The following is a 15,914-nucleotide window of genomic DNA, read 5'->3' on the forward strand; positions in this document are numbered from 1 at the left end:
GCCTTTCCCGCAGTCTCATTCGCGCCGACAGATCATGGGCGGGCAGCGCGAGCCCGCTGGACCCGTGCGGGCATGACGTATAAGTAGTCCAGCAACGACGCCAATAGCCGCGAGAGATCCTCCACTTCCTCCATAGACACCGGATCTAGTGTGTTCGGATGCGCTCCCGCATTGCCGATCACGCGAATGTGGTCAGCCCAGTCGGCCAGGTTGTTGTCGAGGTCGCCGTCACTGGCCATCTGCCTGAGCTGGCCAGCCAGCGATCTCCTGCTCTGCGCGTTCGCTGATCCCTTATCTGTGACCATCTCCGCCAGGGCGCCCCTGAACATCACAGCTGCCGCCCGAGGCCCATTGACCGACAGACAACGAGTGCCCTCGGCTACCGCATCGGCGACACTGGTTGGAATATCCGCATCCAGTGGCGACATGCCCGGTGATGGCCACCAGTGGATGCCGCGCCACTCGACCGCGCCTCCGTTACCGCCTGACCGCGAGGCGACACCACCGATGTACTCGTCCTCGACGACAACGACGTTCTCCCCGCAACCGAAGCACTGCAGGACAGAAACCTGCTGGTCATGCCGACGCCGCGGTTGACCATCCTGACCAACTGTGTTGCCCGGCTTGTACGAAACCGGCAACTGTCCGATGGCGCCGAAGTTGCTCAGTCGGCCGCACCGCGGACACAGGCCCTGCGGTTCCGTTGAGTCAGGAAGCGCATCCTGTGGCTTCGCCGGAAGTCTACGGAGATTGATGCGCTGACCTGCCACAACACGCTTCCTTTGCCTAAGTCAACCCTCGAGGGGATAGCCATCCATCGTAGGCCGCCCCGGGGGCCTGCCGCCAAACCGATTGCCCGTGGCCCGAAGCCACCTGGCCCGCCTCATTCGGGTCATGCCAGAGGTCGGCGGCTAGCTCGCGCTCTTTAGCCTGAGCTTTCTCGTGCTCCATCAGGAGCGCGAACAGTTGGTCGGGCAGACGGATGCCCCGGCGACCGGCCCGCGACTTCACGTCTACGTCCTGGACGCCTCCAATTCGCTGCGGGCAGTGCATAGCGTGCTTGGTGCAGCTCGGCCGACAGGGCGGCGGACACTGCGTCGTGTGTGCCTTGCACACGGCGGCACTCGCCTGGCCGGCGTGGACGCCGTATGCCGCCTGAGCAGCATGTTCGCCCGGTTCAAACGGTGACGACTGTCGCTCGCAACGAGTAAGTCGTCGGTTGGACTCTCGACAAGCCAGCCGCCAGGCTGAGCGCTGCTGCGACTCCGGTCGGGGGAGTTGCAGGTCAGATCCGGGGATCTGCAGAGCACTGCCGTGCCAAGTGAGTGCCCAAGTTGGTCTGTGCACCGGTATAAGCCCTGGTCAGGGAGGGTTGCGCGGACGAGCCCGTAAATCAGTCTGCATCGCCTCTCAGGTGCTCGGCGTGCCTCCCAACTGCCAGTGCCCGGGGGCCCGTTGGCAGGTCCGGCGCGGGGCAAGACTGTGTCGGCCGTGCCAGATGTGGCACTGCCCGGACCAAGACCAATATGGTCTCTTCGTAGCCTCGCGGAACACCGCGTCATCGGCTACCCGCCCAGGTGTTTTCCTAAGATCCGGCGGCCGTCTGCCTCTAAGTGTTCGAACCGCAGAGCATGAGGAGACGATGGTGGACGTATCGGCGGGAACACTTGTCGGCGTGAGTGCGCTAGTGGCGGTACGCGGACTCACCCTGCTCGCGATCTGGCTGGGGCTAAGATGGCGGCTGCGGCAAGAGCGTGAGCGCCAGAAATTCATACTTGCTGCGCTACAATATCTGCCCAAAGGGAGCACAATGTGTCACTATTTCGAGAATGGGCAGTGGGTAAGCATCAAAGGGCCAGCAGTCATACCCCAGAAAGGCGAAGCCCATGGCCAGAGGTGAACGTCACCTACCTGGCGACGATGCTACACCGAAAGAAGCGAAGATCGCGGGGCGCCACGACGATTTCGCACATTTCTATCGAAATGTAAAGCCCGGTGTCGTAGCATTTCTAATGTATCAAGGTTCTTCGCCTGCTGAGGCTGATGACATCGCGCAAGAGGCATTGCTCGAGGTCTATCTGCGGTGGCGTGAGGTGGACCACCCCAAGGCATACGTGTACAAATGTGCATCCAGATCGCGAGTTCGCCGCATCGCGACAATTCACGAAGATGTAAGCGAGGAGGCTACGGACGGAAATTTCAGGTCTTCAGCATCCACAGATGTTGCCTACTGGGAACTTCGACACGACCTTCTTGCAGCAATACGAAGACTCGCTCCCCGTGAAGCTCAAGCGATCGCGTGGAAACTAGCCGGTTTCAGCGTACAGGAAACTGCTTCGATGCTCGGAACGTCACCCGGAACAGTGTCAGTAAGTCGCAGCACGGCGATAGCGAAGTTGACAAGATGGGGTATCGGCGGAGAGTCAAATGACTGACAAGATGCAGCCTCCAGAAGTCGAACGTACCCTTAGCGAGAAGCACAGAGACTTTGTTGCCAGCCTAACGAACGAGCTTGATCTTGACGCCAGGTTGAGCGAGATTTTTCTCGTCGCCGAAGATCACAGACTCGTGGGCGATGTGCGATCTCACCTTTCGCTTGAAGAAGGTTTGCGTGCCCTAGTAGACGTTGATGACCCAACAAGTGGGAAAGATGACACGGAGAATACCGTTGTTGAAATAACGGTATCCACACTGCGAGAGCTAGCCGAGAGCATGCGTGACATCGCGCCTGTACACCGCTTGGAGTTCCGGACCCACACTGACGTTGAGAATGACTATCAACGTCGTGCGTGCGGTTGTCTTGAAACCCGGGTCGTGGCCCATCAATACATCGAACGGGCCGTGCGATCGCTTATTCGAGAAATATCACGGCCAGGGCCACGCTCGAACCGTCTAGCGTCTGCCCGCGAGGTCGCCGATGAACTTAGGCATGCGGTAGAAGTCGAAGCGTCGGCGAGACGATCGTTCAGTAAAGCCGTCGAACACTATCGCTCGCTAGCTCGATCGATTTCAGAGGCGCTGGCGTCTGATGAGCAATTGAGCGTCGCATTCAGGCAGGCATACTCATTGGCTGAAGATCTCGACATACTCCACGCAAGTATCAATGACTTCATTGACTGCAACCTCGAAAATATTGATCTGGACGGCTTCCGGCTGGACGGCATCCGCTGGTCGAGATCCACGCGTTGGCCAAAGAGTGTGATTGATTTCGTCAAGCAGCATTCAGAGCCTATCGGCGATGGGATCTACATGATTCGGTCACTTTAGGTACTCCTGCCAACCCGGCCAAGGATGGCGTGTGCCATGGACGGCTGCCCGGTCGGACACCATCCATACCAGCTTGTCTGCGCACGTCGGTTTCCTCGACAACAGCCAGCGCGGACAGGTCGTGGTCGCAGTCTCATTTACAGTCTCATTCACCCCTGTTCGGGGTCGTTCGCGGAACATGCGACAACGTCCTGACCAGGGCAGACGTACCCGTAACGAGCACCGTTGGACGGTGTTGCGTAGATCTTGAAAACAGGAGACCCGCAAGGGTCCGGGGGTTCAAATCCCTCCGCCTCCGCAGCTGTGACCAGGGCCATCGCCTATCGCCGACGCTAGTACCCGGTACGTCGGTCAGAGCGGGTCTCATTCAGGGTCTCATTCGCCCGTTGGAGCGGGCCGAGTGCCCGTTCGCGCTTCTGCTCGAAGACGTCGATCCGGCGCCGCTAGCCTGCGGCTGACCACGATGCGGTCGTACAACAACTTCAACAGCACGATCTATTCGAATGACGACCGCTACTGCGATCCGGCTGGGTCGCCAACTGGACCGTGAAGTCCACAGTGGAGAGATCGGTGCCCGGCCTGCTGAGAGCTGATCTGCTCACAGCAGAGAAACCGGCGAACCGCACCGGACCAGCGGCATTGTCGGAGCATGACCAACGACGCCACGCAGCCGCTGTTCGACCACCTGCTCCGAGAACGATTCTTCAGCCAGCGGGTACTGGTCCTCGACGGCGCACTCGACGACGACAACGGAACAGTCCTCGCCACCCAGCTGCTCTCCCTCGCGAGCGAGGATCCCGTCAAGGACATCGCGGTGTGGATCCACTCGCCGGGCGGGTCGGTCCCCTCGATGCTGGCAATCCGCGACGTGATGCGGCTCGTGCCGTGCGATGTGGCCACGCTCGCGCTGGGGCTGGCATGCAGCGCGGGACAGTTCCTGCTGTCCGCGGGCACACCGGGTAAGCGCTTCGCGCTCCCTCACGCCCGCATCCTGATGCACCAGGGTTCGGCGGGGATCGGTGGCTCGGCTGTGGAGGTCGAGGTGCAGGCCGACGATCTGCGGCACACCCGGGACACGGTGCTTGGCCTCATCGCCGAGGACACCGGCCAGCCGATCGACCGGATCTTCGCCGACTCGCTGCACGACCGCTGGTTCACCACCGAGCAGGCACGCGAGTACGGCTTCATCGACCACATCGTCGACAGCCTCGACCAGGTCGTGCCCGTGCGCACACACAAGCTGGGCCTCGGCTCGACGACGGGAGTCCGCGCATGAGCACCTACACCATCCCCAACGTCATCACGCGCAGTGCGGGCGGCGAGCGGATCATGGACGTCTACTCGCACCTGCTGTCGGAGCGGATCCTCTACCTCGGCACCGCGATCGACTCCGGGGTGGCGAACGCGTTGATCGCCCAGTTGTTATTCCTGGAGGCGGACAACCCGGAACAAGAGATCAACCTGTACATCAACTCCGAGGGTGGTGACCCGTCCGCGATGCTCGCGCTGTACGACACCATGCGGTTCATCAAGGCGCCGGTAGCGACGACGTGCGTGGGCCAGGCGGTCGCGGCCGGCGCGGTGCTGCTGGCCGCAGGCGAGGCTGGGCACCGCTTCGTGCTGCCCCACACCCGGGTGGTGCTGCACCAGCCCGCGGCGCAGGGCCGCGGTGCCATCCCGGATCTCATTCTCCAGGCCGATGAGGTGGTGCGGGTGCGCACCCAGCTGGAGGAGATCCTCTCGGCACACACGGGTCACGACGTCGCGGAGCTGCGGCACGACACCGACCGGGACCGCGTGTTCGACGCGATCGGCGCCGTCGGCTACGGGCTCGCGGACCAGGTCATCGAGCGCCGAGCCTGAGACCCGCGGTCTCAGGCGGCCATGAGCACGGGGCCCGCGGGACGGCGCCCGACCGCGGGACCCGCGCCGCGAAGCCGTCGGACGTCGCCGGCAACGTCGGCGAGCAGGTCGGCCAGGTCGACCCCGAGCGCACCGGTGACCGCGGCGATCATCTCGCTGGACGGCTCCTTGCGACCGCGTTCGATCTCGGACAGGTACTGCGGCGAGATGCCGGCCCGCTCCGCCACGTCGACTAGACGGCCACCCTGTTCCTCCCTGGTCGCACGCAGGCTCCGGCCGAGCACCTCGCGCCACAGCGGCTCCGGCTCGCGATCCGGCGCGGGGCTGCGGTTCTGGTGGAAGAGGAGGATGTCCGCCATACGCTGACCTTGGCACCGGTCCGGTGCACGGGGACAGTGGTTCCGCTCCTGGCGGAAACACCCCACGACTCAGGTGCAGGGAATCGTCACCCCGTCGGCCGTCGAGGTACCAGACCCCGACGCCGCCCCTGCTGAAGCCAAGGTCTCGTCATCCCGCCCGTGCGCCACCGCGGCCCAGTGGGTCGCCCGGCTCGCCGACGCGCACGCCGGACGGCTGCAAGAGGAATTGGTCAAGCTCGGTCGTGTCCCGCTGTTGATCGTGGACGAGGTGGGCTACATCCCGTTCGAGGCCGAGGCCGCCAACTTGTTCTTCCAACTGGTCTCCTCCCGCTACGAACGAGCCTCGTTGATCGTGACCAGCAACAAGCCGTTCGGGAAAGCGCACACGTTCGCGCGAACATGTGTCAGGTGCCGCCGAACCTCCACGGGTTCGGCACGATGCCGCCGGCTACGTGGCGATGCCGCGACGGAGGAGTCCAAGGCACCGCTCAACTTGATCGCTGTCGCCGCTGGCCACAGCGATGCCGTTGGCCAGCGTGAGCAGGTCGGATACATCGAGGTCGGCGTCGACGGCACCACAGCTTTGGGCGTGTGTCAGCAACGCGGATGCGGTCGTGTGCATCGTCTTGTGCCAGCGATCGAACAGTGCCGAGCGCTGCCCACCCTGATCGTTGGGGATGGCCAGCGCCAGCTCTCGTTTCGCGGCCACGTGCGCGATGAAGGCCCGCAGCCAGCCGAAGAGCGCGTCACCGGGTGACTCATCCTCGAGCAGGGCCTCGCCGTGGGCGCAGAGCGCGGCCACCTCGTCGGCGTAAACGGCGATGATCAGCTCTCGACGCGTCGGGAAATGCCGGTACATCGTGGCGTTGCCGATCCCGGCCTGGCGGGCGATGTCGTCGAGAGGCGCGTCGACACCGCGCTCACTGAAGACCTTCCTGGCGGTGGCCAGCAGTCGCTCGTAGTTGCGCTGTGCGTCGGCCCGGCGGGGTCGCTGCGGCTGTCCTTGGTCTGGCGTGGGGCTGGCACCGGCTGATGGCATGGCCTTCCTTGCTAATTGGGGACATCCCCGGTTAGAGTACCGGAGCAGAGCAACCGGGGAGCTCCCCGGTTACGTCTCGGCTTGAAGAGGAGACATCAGATGTCAGAACAGACGAATGCTGCTACGCCGGTCGCCAGCGCGGCCGAGGTCCACCGGCGCAATGTCGAGTTGTTCAGTGCAGGCCGGCGCGAGGAGGCACTGGCGCTCATTGATTCGGACGCCATCGACCATCGCGGAGGCGCGGACGGCGATCACAAGGGGGTGGCTGCCTGGAGACAAAAATGGGAACACATGGATGACGGCGTCCAGGTGACGATCGAGCACAACGTTGCCTCCGGTGATTTCTCCGTCAACCGCTTTACCGTTCGCGGCACTCACGTGGCGTCCGGGCGACGTTATGAGGTCACTGGCATCGACATGGTCCGGGTGCGGGACGGCAAGATCGTTGAACACTGGGCTCTGCTCGACTCGGCCGCGATGCGGCACCAGTTGGGCGTCGGCGAAGACGCCTGAGAGCGACGGTGTTCGGCGGGTGACGTCGCGTCGGTGCTCTGTCGGTGGCAGGCGGCCGTCGTCGACGTGGTCGGCAAGGTAGATCATGACGGCTTCGGCGGTCATGCCGAACGCGGCGGCGACGAGTTTCGGGTCCATGGTGTTGACCAGGTCGACCAGGCGGGTGCTGCGGATCATGCGGGGCGAGCGCCCGCAGCCGTCGAGAACGTGGCTGAGATAGGCGGCTGAGGCCGGCCCTCGCCCGGCCTGGTGCCTTCGGTGACGATGACATGCGGGTTGGCGGTGCGCTGCTGGTCGCGGTGAGCCAGGCAGCGCTGCAGCACAGCCCAGCTGGCCGGATCGAGCGGGACCGGGTGTGGCCGATTGCCCAACCGGAGAGCCTGGGCCTGGTGGTCGATGTCATCGACCTGCAGCAGCCGAGCTTCTTGGCTGGAGGCCCCGTGCAGGAGAGCGAGTATCCCGACAATCGCCTCGTGCGGGTGGACATCGGTATCTGTGGTCCAGCGGCGGAACAGCGCGCGCTGCTGGTCGAGGGTGAGGGTGCGGCCGCGGAAGCTGTTGGACTCCTTGGCGGACAAGCCCGTGGTGGGGTCGACCAGCACCAGACGTTGGGCGCGGGCGAATCGGAAGAACTGCCGCAGCACGGTCGGCCGCCGTTTGCGGGACTTGGGTGGGTCAACGAGGAACGCCTCGATGTCGTGGATGTCGACCAGGGCCCACTGGTGTTTGCCCCGGTTAGAGATCAGGAAGCAGGCGAGATCGCGCAGGATGGCCAGCCCGGTTTCGATGGTGTGGTTGCTGCGGGGTCGGGTTCCCGCCCGGCGGGCGCGTTCCGCGCTCGCAGCATCGAGTCGGCGAAGCTGGCCACGGCCGGCCGCAACGGTTCGGGGACGTCGTTGACGCGGCGTTGCCGGCGTCCGGCCGCCAACTGGTCGGCCTGGTTGGTGGGCAGGGCCAAGCGGCGGCTGGTGAAGAAGTCCTCCAATGCCCGCGCCAGCGGCCCCATGGAGCGGCCCGGCATGCGGGCTCGGTCCAGCAGCGCTGCAGGATCGTGACGGGTCAATGGCCATTTGGTTAGCGTGGGTGGAGGTGGGCCGTAGTGATGGTCGTTCTGCAACAAGCACAGAAGGCAGGACCGGATGACGTCCATCGATTGAAGCTCGCCTTAATAGGTTTCAGGAAGGCAAAGGCCAGGCATGAAGCTGATCGAACCCCTCGCGACGTTTCACAGGCATATATCTCGATGTTCGAGGCTACGATGTGGATTAGTGCTCTCGACCAACAGTTATGCTCGTTCTACGGTGGGTCCTACAAACGCGCTCGGGATCAGGATGAGTACGGCGCCGTTGTGAACGCCGTGAGATGGGCTCGTGACCGGCACGCACACCAGTTGCCCGTCACGCTGGATGAAGATCGGCCCGCACAACGTCACGACGTGGGACGTGTCCTCACCACCGGCGAGGCATACAACCGCCCACCCCACAAGAAAGACACCGAACCACGCCGAACCGGTTAAAGATCAAGCTTAGGTCGGAGAGGGTGCCGTCATCGTCCTGCTCTGGACCGGGGAGCGCAGTCGGCTCGTGGCGCGGATCAGGGTCTCATTTAGGGTCTCATTCGCGTCAGTTCGGAGGCGTTCGCAGCGGTCGCCATAGCGGTCTGACCTGTGGAGACGTACCTGTGCGAACTCCACTGAACGGCGTTGCGTAGATCCTGAAAACAGGAGACCCGCAAGGGTCCGGGGGTTCAAATCCCTCCGCCTCCGCAGAGCTGACCAGGCAAAATGCTGGTGGGTCAGCATGTGTCAACTCCGCCCACACGTGTCGCAGTCTCATTCAGGGTCTCGCCGGGTGCGGGTATAAGGTCGGCACGATGCTGGCGTTGGCGTTATGTGCCGTCATGGCTGGCTGTCGATCCTTCACCGTGGCTCCCGCATCTGATGGGCACCGGCCCTTGTTCCGCGCATGGATGCCTGGCGACGGCGACAATGGGGCTGTCTGAGGGGAGTCGGTTATGCAGCCGCCGCGTCCTGCAGTCCATCGCACGATCCTGGTGGTCGACGTCGAGCGTTTCGGGGATCGGCGCCGTACCAATCCTCATCAGGTCATCGTTCGCGATGTCATGTATGCGGTCGTGCAGCGGGCATTGGCCGAGGCCGGTGCTTCCTGGGCGGCGTGCTGGTGTGAGGATCGCGGGGACGGGATACTCGTGTTGGTGCCGGCGGAGATCCCCAAGGCCCTGTTCGTCGATATCGTTCCTGGTGTCCTGGCGGCGGCCTTGCGTCAACATAACCAGTGCCATCCCATCGAGGAGCAGATTCGGTTGCGGATGGCTTTGCATGCCGGGGAAGTCCATTTTGATCGGCATGGCGTCACCGGTGCGGCGGTCAACCACACCTTTCGGCTGCTGGACGCCCAGCGGCTGAAGACTGCGCTCGCTGACTCTGAGGGCGAGCTGGCCCTGATCACCTCTAGTTGGTTTTTCGAGGATGTGGTGCGGCACAGTCTGTCCGTTGACCCGGCAACCTTCCGGCCGGTGTGGGTGTCGGAGAAGGAAACCTCAACCGTCGCCTGGATCGCGCTGCCCGATGACCCTTACGCACCGGACCCAGCGGCGATCATCGTCCCATCACCAGAACCTACGGCGCGGTCGGTGCCGCCGGCGATGTTCAGCATGCGCGGTGAGATCCCCGATTTCGTCGGTCGCCAGGACGAACTGCGTACTCTGCTCGACACCGTCACCGCCGCCGCAGACGGGCCGGTGCGGGGGATCGCGGTGCACATAGTGGATGGCATGGCTGGGGTGGGCAAGACGGCCTTCAGTGTGTACGCCGCTCACCACCTCGCCGACCGTTTCCCGGACGGACGGATCTTCCTGGAACTGCGTGGCCACTCACCCACCCAAGCCCCCCGCGAACCGGCTGACGCCCTGGCCTCCCTGCTGGCAGCCACCGGCGTGGACCGATCAGTTCTGCCTCAGGACATCGATGATCGAGCGAGACTGTGGCGGGATCGGATCGCCGGCAAGAAGGTCCTGCTGGTGCTGGACGACGCGGCCAGCCACGACCAACTCCGCCCTTTGCTCCCTGGTACGCCTGACTGTTTCGTGTTGATCACGAGCCGGCACCGGTTGCCTGCCCTGGACGGCGTCCACGCCCTGACTCTGGAAGTGCTGTCGTCCGATCAAGCCACCCGTTTGCTGCTGACGCTAGCGGCCTGCGTGCCCACCTCCGCCGATGCCGATTCGGCTCGTGCGGCCGAGACAGCGGCGGTGGCGCGAGTGGTGGCGTTGTGTGGCCATCTGCCGTTGGCGATCGCGTTGGCCGCCAGCCGTATGCGCAGCCACCCGACCTGGAGCATGGCCTACCTGGCTGACCTCCTTGTCCAGGATCCCGATCGGCTGGCGCACCTGGCCGCCGGGGATCGTTCGATCCGGGCCGCGTTCACCGTGTCCTACCAGCACCTCACCGCCGAACGGCAGTGGATCTTCACGCTGCTCGGCGTCCATCCCGGACTAAGCATCGACGCCTATGCGCTCGCTGCGCTGGCGGACTGTTCCCTGGCCCAGGCCCATCACCATCTGGAGGCCCTGCATGCCGACCACCTCGTCCAGGAGACCTCACCCGGCCGCCACCAGTTGCATGATCTGCTACGGGTCTACGCCCGGTCCCTCGCCGCCACCACCGACCGGGCCGACACCGATCGGGCGCTGCGCCGGGTCTTGCACTACTACCTGTACACCGTCGCCAGCACCGGCGCCCACATCGCCCGTCGCGCTCCGTCGACCCTCTCGATCGCCTTCCACGCGCCTGCCCACCACCCCGATCTGGACACGCCACAGCGGGCACGGGCCTGGCTGGACACCGAGTTGGCCACCCTGATGACCTGCCTCGATCACGTCCCCGCACATCCTGATCTGGTCATCGCGCTGGCCGCCACGCTGCACGACTATCTGCGGGTCAGCGGCGCCTACGAGCAGGCCCACGGCATCCACCACATCGCACTGGCCGCCGCCGAACGCACCCACGACCAACTCGGGCAGGCCACCACCCTCACCAGCCTCGGTGAGGTGCATTACCTGCAGGGGGACTATGCGCCGGCGCGGCAGGTGCTCGACCGGGCCCACCGGCTGTATGTCGACCTCGGCGACCGGCGCGGGCAGGCGACCGTCCTGCTCAACCTCGGAAACGCCTATCGCCAGTGGGGAGACTGGGACCGGGCGCGGCAGGTGTTCGGCCAAGCGCTCCAACTGTTCACCGATCTTGGTGATCGGCTGGGGCAGGCCACCACTCAGCTCGACTTCGGCCTCGCGTGCCGCCTGTGGGGGGACTGGGACCGGGCGCAGCAACTGTTCGAACAGGCCCACCAGATGTACCTCGACCTCGGCAACCGGCGCGGGCAAGGCAACGTCCTCAACTTTCTCGGCCAAATGTGTTACCTGCGGGGGGACTACCAGCGGGCGAAACAGCTGCTCGACCAAGCCCGTCAGCTGTATACCGACCTCGGCGGTCGTGGCGGACGCGGGGAAGCCAACCCCTGCCTCAATCTCGGCCGCGTGTGCCACCGGACAGGCGACTACGAGCAGGCCGGTCATCTCCTCACGCGGGCGTACGCCCTGTACAGCGACATGGGTGACCGTGACAGGCAAGCCGAGACGCTCAACAGCATGGGTGATCTCGCCCTGGACTACCCCCCGGCAGGTGACCCGCAAGCCCTGTTCACCGAAGCTCGCACCCTCGCCGAGACTATGGGCGCGGCCCTATACGAGGCACGCGCACTGGTAGGCCTGGGACGCTACGCACAGCGCGCACACGACATCTCGGCCGCCACCACAGCATTCACCCACGCGCTGACCATCTACCAACGGCTCGGCAGCCCTGAAGCTGCCACCATTACCGACTACCTCGCCGAGCTCCACAACGACACCCACCACCACGCCATGCCAGCGCGACAAGGCAAGTCCGCACCTTCCTGAGCAGGGCCCGGTATTGTCCCGTTGTATGCCTGTCTGACCTGTGAGGATGGTGGCGGTACGCCACGGATGTGCTGGGCGGCGGGACCCTCGCGGTGATCAAGACGAGCCTTACCAAACGCGATGTTGGTCCCGCGACTGAGCAAGCGATCTCATTGAGGTCCTCACAGCAGCGTGTTGACCTGCGAAGCGATGCTGTTCACTCAGTTCGATTCTCCGCCAGGCGGGCCGCACCGTGTCTGAGCTTCGCGAGCTTCTGGACTAACCGGCCAGTCGTCCACCAAGCTCAGCAGGCGCTGCACGCGTGGATCGGGGTTCGAAAAGACCTCCCCGCAAGGCCGCACAGACCGTGTTCGCCGTAGCGACCTTGTCGTAACGAATGTGTGGCTCGCGCGATGGTGGTTCGACGGGACATCAGGGGCGAGGCGGGTTGCGCATGGATCGGGTGAGTACGCCCTACCAGGACGTCGGGCGCGACGTCTCCTCCTGGTTCAAGGGGAATCCGCTCTCCTTCGCGCTGCCCGTCGTCGGGGGGCCGTTGCTGTTCGCCGCGCAGTGTCTGGGGGTTGCCCGGTTCGACACCTACCAGGCGCGGACCGTCTTCCTGGCCTCCGAGATCTCCGACGCGCTGCGGGCGCTCGTGCTCCTGTTCCTGCCGTTCACCATCCAGACCGTCGGGTTCGTCGGTGCGCTGATCGCCGGGCATCTTCTGCGGGGCAAGGCCACCCGCGTCCGCGGGGCGTTGTGGCTGGTGCTCTCGCTGCTGATCAACGCGCTCGGGCTGGTGTTCCGGTTCGGCGCGGACGCCGGCAGCCCCGGCCTCGTCCTCGCCTCGCTGGGCCTGCACCTGCTCTTCGTCGGCCTCGCGTTCGTGATGCAGGCCGAGAAGCTGTTCGCCCGGATCATGCTCGTCGTGCTCGGCGTCCTGCTGCTGTTCGTGCCCCCGGATCCGTGGCTGTTCTCCTCCACGGTGTGGCTGCCCCTGGAACGCTTCACCCTCACCGACGACGCCTACGTCACGGGCTACCTGCTCAGCTCCGCGGACGGCGCGTACCTGGTCCTGGTCGACGACTCGCGCCAGACGGTTCTCATCGGCAGCGACGCCGTGAAGAGCCGCACCCTCTGCTACACGCCGGTGATCTGCCAGGACCCGATCGAACCGAGGCCGCGGGCCTGAGGACCGTCAGGCCTCGAGGTCGCCCAGGTGTTCCTGGACCCGCTCGAAGACCTCGGCCAGGACGGCGTGCTCCTCCGGCGTCATCAGGTCGATCAGGTGCTCCCGGACGCCGGCGACGTGGGTCGGGGCGGTCGTGCGCAGGCGGTCCATGCCCTTGTCCGTCAGCTCGGCGAACACGCCTCGGGCGTCGTCGCCGCAGTCGACGCGTTGGACCAGGCCCGCGGACTCCAGCCGGGTGATCTGGTGGGACAGGCGGCTCTTCGACGACGCGACCTCCGCCGCCAGCGCGGCCATCCGCATCCGCCGACCGTCCCGTTCGGACAGGCGCACGAGCACTTCGTAGTCGGCCAGAGTCGTTCCGTGACGGTCCTGCAGCTCGCGGTTGAGTTGCTTCCGCAACAGTTCGCTGCCGATCACATACGCGCGCCAGGCCCGCATCTCGCGCTGGTCTAGCCATCGCGGTTCTTCCTCGGCCGTGGTCACACCGACAAGGGTAGATCGGCTCTGGCAATCCCCGCGCGGTGCGTGCAGACTCCTGGCCGCGCCCGCCAGGGAGTACCGGGCGCCCTGGACGGAGGATCATGAAGGCATTCACCCGCTTCGCGCGTCGCACCGCCGCGGTCACGGTCGCCGCGGTCGCCATCGCCGGGCTCGCCGGCCCCGGCACCGCGAGCGCCGCGCCCAGCAGCACCACCGACGTGCGGCTCATCACGTTCAACGACTTCCACGGCAACCTCACGCCGCCGGCCGGCTCGTCCGGCCGGGTCACCCTGCCCGACGGCAAGACGGTGGACGCGGGCGGCGCGGCGTACTTCGCCACGCACGTCAAGCAGCTCGAGGCGCAGACGGCGAACTCGCTGCTGCTCTCCGCGGGCGACAACGTCGGCGCCTCGCCGCTGAACTCGGCGCTGTTCCACGACGAGCCGACCATGGAGCTGCTCAACGGCCTGGGTGTCGAGGCCTCCGTCATCGGCAACCACGAGCTGGACGAGGGCTACCGCGAGCTGCTGCGCATGCAGTTCGGCGGCTGCCACCCCACCGACGGCTGCCAGTTCCACGACAGGTACAAGGGCGCGAAGTTCCCCATCCTCGGCGCGAACGTGTACTTCGACAACGGCGTGCCGGCCGCGCTGCCGTTCACGGTCAAGGTCTCCGGCGGCGTGCCGATCGGCATCATCGGTGTCACGCTGAAGGACCTGCCGCTCGTCGTCACCCCGGAGGCCATCAAGGGCCTCCAGTTCGGCGACGAGGTCGAGGCCATCGACCGCTCCTCGCGGATGCTCGACAGGCTCGGCATCAGGACCCAGGTCGTGCTGCTGCACCAGGGTGACAACACCGAGGGCGGCGGCCCGGACGACTGCCGCACCACCCCGGGCGCGGCCACCGCGATCGCCCGGCACGCGTCCGCGTCCGTCGACGTGATCTTCAGCGGGCACAGCCACCAGCAGTACAACTGCACGGTGACCGACCCGGCCGGCAACCCGCGCACGCTGATCCAGGGCTCGTCCTTCGGCCGGCTGCTGTCCGTCGTGGACCTCAAGATCGACAAGCGCAGCCGCGACGTCGTGCGCGGCAAGACCGTGGCGCACAACGAGATCGTCACCCGCACGGTCACCCCGGACCCGGCCGCGCAGGCGCTCGTCGACGAGGCGACCACCAAGTCGGCGCCGATCGCCAACGCCAAGGTCGGCACGATCGCCGCCGACCTCGTCCGCGCCGCGACGCAGGCCGGTGAGTCACCGCTCGGGGACGTGATCGCCGACGCGCAGCTCGCCGCGACGCAGGCCAACAACCCGGTCATCGCGGTGACCAACCCCGGCGGCATCCGCACCGACCTCAACTACGCCGGCTCGTCGGCCGGTGAGGGCGACGGCGTGGTGACCTACGGCGAGGCGTTCGCGGTGCAGCCGTTCAGCAACATCATGCAGACGATCACGCTGACCGGTGCCCAGCTCAAGACCGTGCTCGAGCAGCAGTGGCAGCCGCAGCCGGACGGCTCGGTGGTGACCCGCTTCCTGCAGATCTCCTCCACGCTGCATTACACCTGGTCCCGCTCGGCCGCGGTCGGCTCGAAGATCTCGAACATCACGGTCGCGGGCCAGCCGGTGGACCCGAACGGCTCCTACCGCGTCTCGCTGAACAACTTCATCGCCGCGGGCGGGGACGGCTTCGCGGAGTTCAAGAACGGCACCAACCTCACCGGTGGGCCGGTGGACCTGGACGCGTTCACCGCGTACCTGACCGCCCACCCGAACCTGGCGCCGCCGGCCGCCGATCGCATCACCGTGGCACCGTAGCTCCCCTACGCACAGCGCCGTCGTCGCCCGACCGGGCGGCGGCGGCGCTTTCCTTTCGCCCCAACCGGATGCACTGTCCCAACCGGACGGGTCTTCGTCCGCTTCGGACAGTGACCTCGGATTTCACCAGGTCGGGTCCTCCCTTGGGGTTGTAACGACGCGGTTACGGGTGCATCCTGGTGATACGGCCGGCCGACTCGCACAAGTCACCGAGGCCCGCCGGGAGAGGCCAGGTGGTGCCGTGGCAATGCAGGACAAGGACGTAGTGGACCGCCGTTCGCTGTCACCCCGCGACTGAGCCGAGAGAGCTCGTCCCGGTCGCGACCGCGGAACAGCATCAGGGTTCGGGTGCGCTCGTGCGCATAACGCACCTCTCGCACACCTCGACGATGTTGATCCCCACGTCGGGTAACTCTCCAGAGGTGCCC

General features: G+C 65.6%; 13 protein-coding genes, 1 tRNA gene and 1 pseudogene. 11 read left to right on the forward strand and 4 right to left on the reverse strand.

Annotation, left to right across the window (positions count from 1 at the left end; translation table 11 throughout):
• Positions 1-32: 32 nt before the first annotated feature.
• Positions 33-770, reverse strand: coding sequence for a DUF4145 domain-containing protein (locus VGD70_RS26850; RefSeq protein ID WP_331086093.1), 738 nt, complete (start codon positions 768-770; stop codon positions 33-35).
• Between the two features lie 1,116 nt (positions 771-1,886).
• On the opposite strand from VGD70_RS26850, the gene VGD70_RS37000 reads away from it, so the two are divergent.
• The 4 genes from VGD70_RS37000 (at position 1,887) to VGD70_RS26870 (ending at position 5,130) form a co-directional block, all read left to right on the forward strand.
• On the forward strand, positions 1,887-2,435 hold the full coding sequence (locus VGD70_RS37000) for a sigma-70 family RNA polymerase sigma factor (RefSeq protein ID WP_414638064.1): 549 nt from the start codon (positions 1,887-1,889) through the stop codon (positions 2,433-2,435).
• Positions 2,428-3,267, forward strand: coding sequence for a hypothetical protein (locus tag VGD70_RS26860; protein WP_331086095.1), 840 nt, complete (start codon positions 2,428-2,430; stop codon positions 3,265-3,267). The genes VGD70_RS37000 and VGD70_RS26860 overlap by 8 nt, the downstream gene beginning before the upstream one ends.
• A 649-nt stretch (positions 3,268-3,916) precedes the next feature.
• On the forward strand, positions 3,917-4,543 hold the full coding sequence (locus VGD70_RS26865) for an ATP-dependent Clp protease proteolytic subunit (RefSeq protein ID WP_331086096.1): 627 nt from the start codon (positions 3,917-3,919) through the stop codon (positions 4,541-4,543).
• Complete coding sequence (locus tag VGD70_RS26870; protein ID WP_331086098.1) at positions 4,540-5,130, forward strand: ClpP family protease; 591 nt, start codon at positions 4,540-4,542, stop codon at positions 5,128-5,130. Before VGD70_RS26865 ends, VGD70_RS26870 begins: the two co-directional genes overlap by 4 nt.
• 11 nt (positions 5,131-5,141) lie before the next feature.
• On the opposite strand, the gene VGD70_RS26875 is transcribed toward VGD70_RS26870, so the two are convergent.
• Positions 5,142-5,489: a helix-turn-helix transcriptional regulator gene (locus tag VGD70_RS26875; RefSeq protein ID WP_331086100.1), complete on the reverse strand. Its 348-nt coding sequence runs from the start codon at positions 5,487-5,489 to the stop codon at positions 5,142-5,144.
• Between the two features lie 163 nt (positions 5,490-5,652).
• Between VGD70_RS26875 and VGD70_RS26880 the strand changes: the two are divergent.
• A pseudogene (locus VGD70_RS26880) lies at positions 5,653-5,868 on the forward strand (ATP-binding protein); the annotation flags it as partial.
• A gap of 69 nt (positions 5,869-5,937) precedes the next feature.
• Here the strand turns inward: VGD70_RS26880 and VGD70_RS26885 are convergent.
• Positions 5,938-6,528: a helix-turn-helix domain-containing protein gene (locus VGD70_RS26885; protein ID WP_331086102.1), complete on the reverse strand. Its 591-nt coding sequence runs from the start codon at positions 6,526-6,528 to the stop codon at positions 5,938-5,940.
• A 99-nt stretch (positions 6,529-6,627) separates the two neighbouring features.
• On the opposite strand from VGD70_RS26885, the gene VGD70_RS26890 reads away from it, so the two are divergent.
• The 5 genes from VGD70_RS26890 (at position 6,628) to VGD70_RS26910 (ending at position 13,189) form a co-directional block, all read left to right on the forward strand.
• The gene (locus tag VGD70_RS26890; protein ID WP_331086104.1) at positions 6,628-7,041 is read left to right on the forward strand and encodes an ester cyclase; all 414 of its coding nucleotides are present in this window, start codon (positions 6,628-6,630) and stop codon (positions 7,039-7,041) included.
• Between the two features lie 269 nt (positions 7,042-7,310).
• A complete protein-coding gene (locus VGD70_RS26895) occupies positions 7,311-8,096 on the forward strand; it encodes a hypothetical protein (RefSeq protein ID WP_331086106.1) in 786 nt (261 codons plus the stop codon).
• A 574-nt stretch (positions 8,097-8,670) separates the two neighbouring features.
• Positions 8,671-8,806: transfer RNA gene (locus VGD70_RS26900), tRNA-OTHER, on the forward strand.
• A 248-nt stretch (positions 8,807-9,054) separates the two neighbouring features.
• Positions 9,055-12,015, forward strand: a complete 2,961-nt coding sequence (locus VGD70_RS26905; RefSeq protein WP_331086108.1) for a tetratricopeptide repeat protein — start codon at positions 9,055-9,057, stop codon at positions 12,013-12,015.
• Between the two features lie 433 nt (positions 12,016-12,448).
• Entirely contained in the window at positions 12,449-13,189 is a 741-nt protein-coding gene (locus VGD70_RS26910) for a hypothetical protein (protein ID WP_331086110.1), read from the forward strand.
• Between the two features lie 6 nt (positions 13,190-13,195).
• Here the strand turns inward: VGD70_RS26910 and VGD70_RS26915 are convergent, their stop codons facing one another.
• Positions 13,196-13,627 (reverse strand): MarR family winged helix-turn-helix transcriptional regulator, encoded by a 432-nt coding sequence (locus tag VGD70_RS26915; RefSeq protein ID WP_414638065.1) that lies wholly within the window; start codon positions 13,625-13,627, stop codon positions 13,196-13,198.
• A 143-nt stretch (positions 13,628-13,770) separates the two neighbouring features.
• Here VGD70_RS26915 and VGD70_RS26920 point away from each other — a divergent pair, with 143 nt between their 5' ends.
• Positions 13,771-15,486 (forward strand): bifunctional metallophosphatase/5'-nucleotidase, encoded by a 1,716-nt coding sequence (locus tag VGD70_RS26920; protein ID WP_331086114.1) that lies wholly within the window; start codon positions 13,771-13,773, stop codon positions 15,484-15,486.
• Positions 15,487-15,914 lie beyond the last annotated feature (428 nt).

Origin of the sequence: Actinophytocola sp., assembly GCF_036402745.1 — a bacterium.
Classification (GTDB): domain Bacteria; phylum Actinomycetota; class Actinomycetes; order Mycobacteriales; family Pseudonocardiaceae; genus Actinophytocola.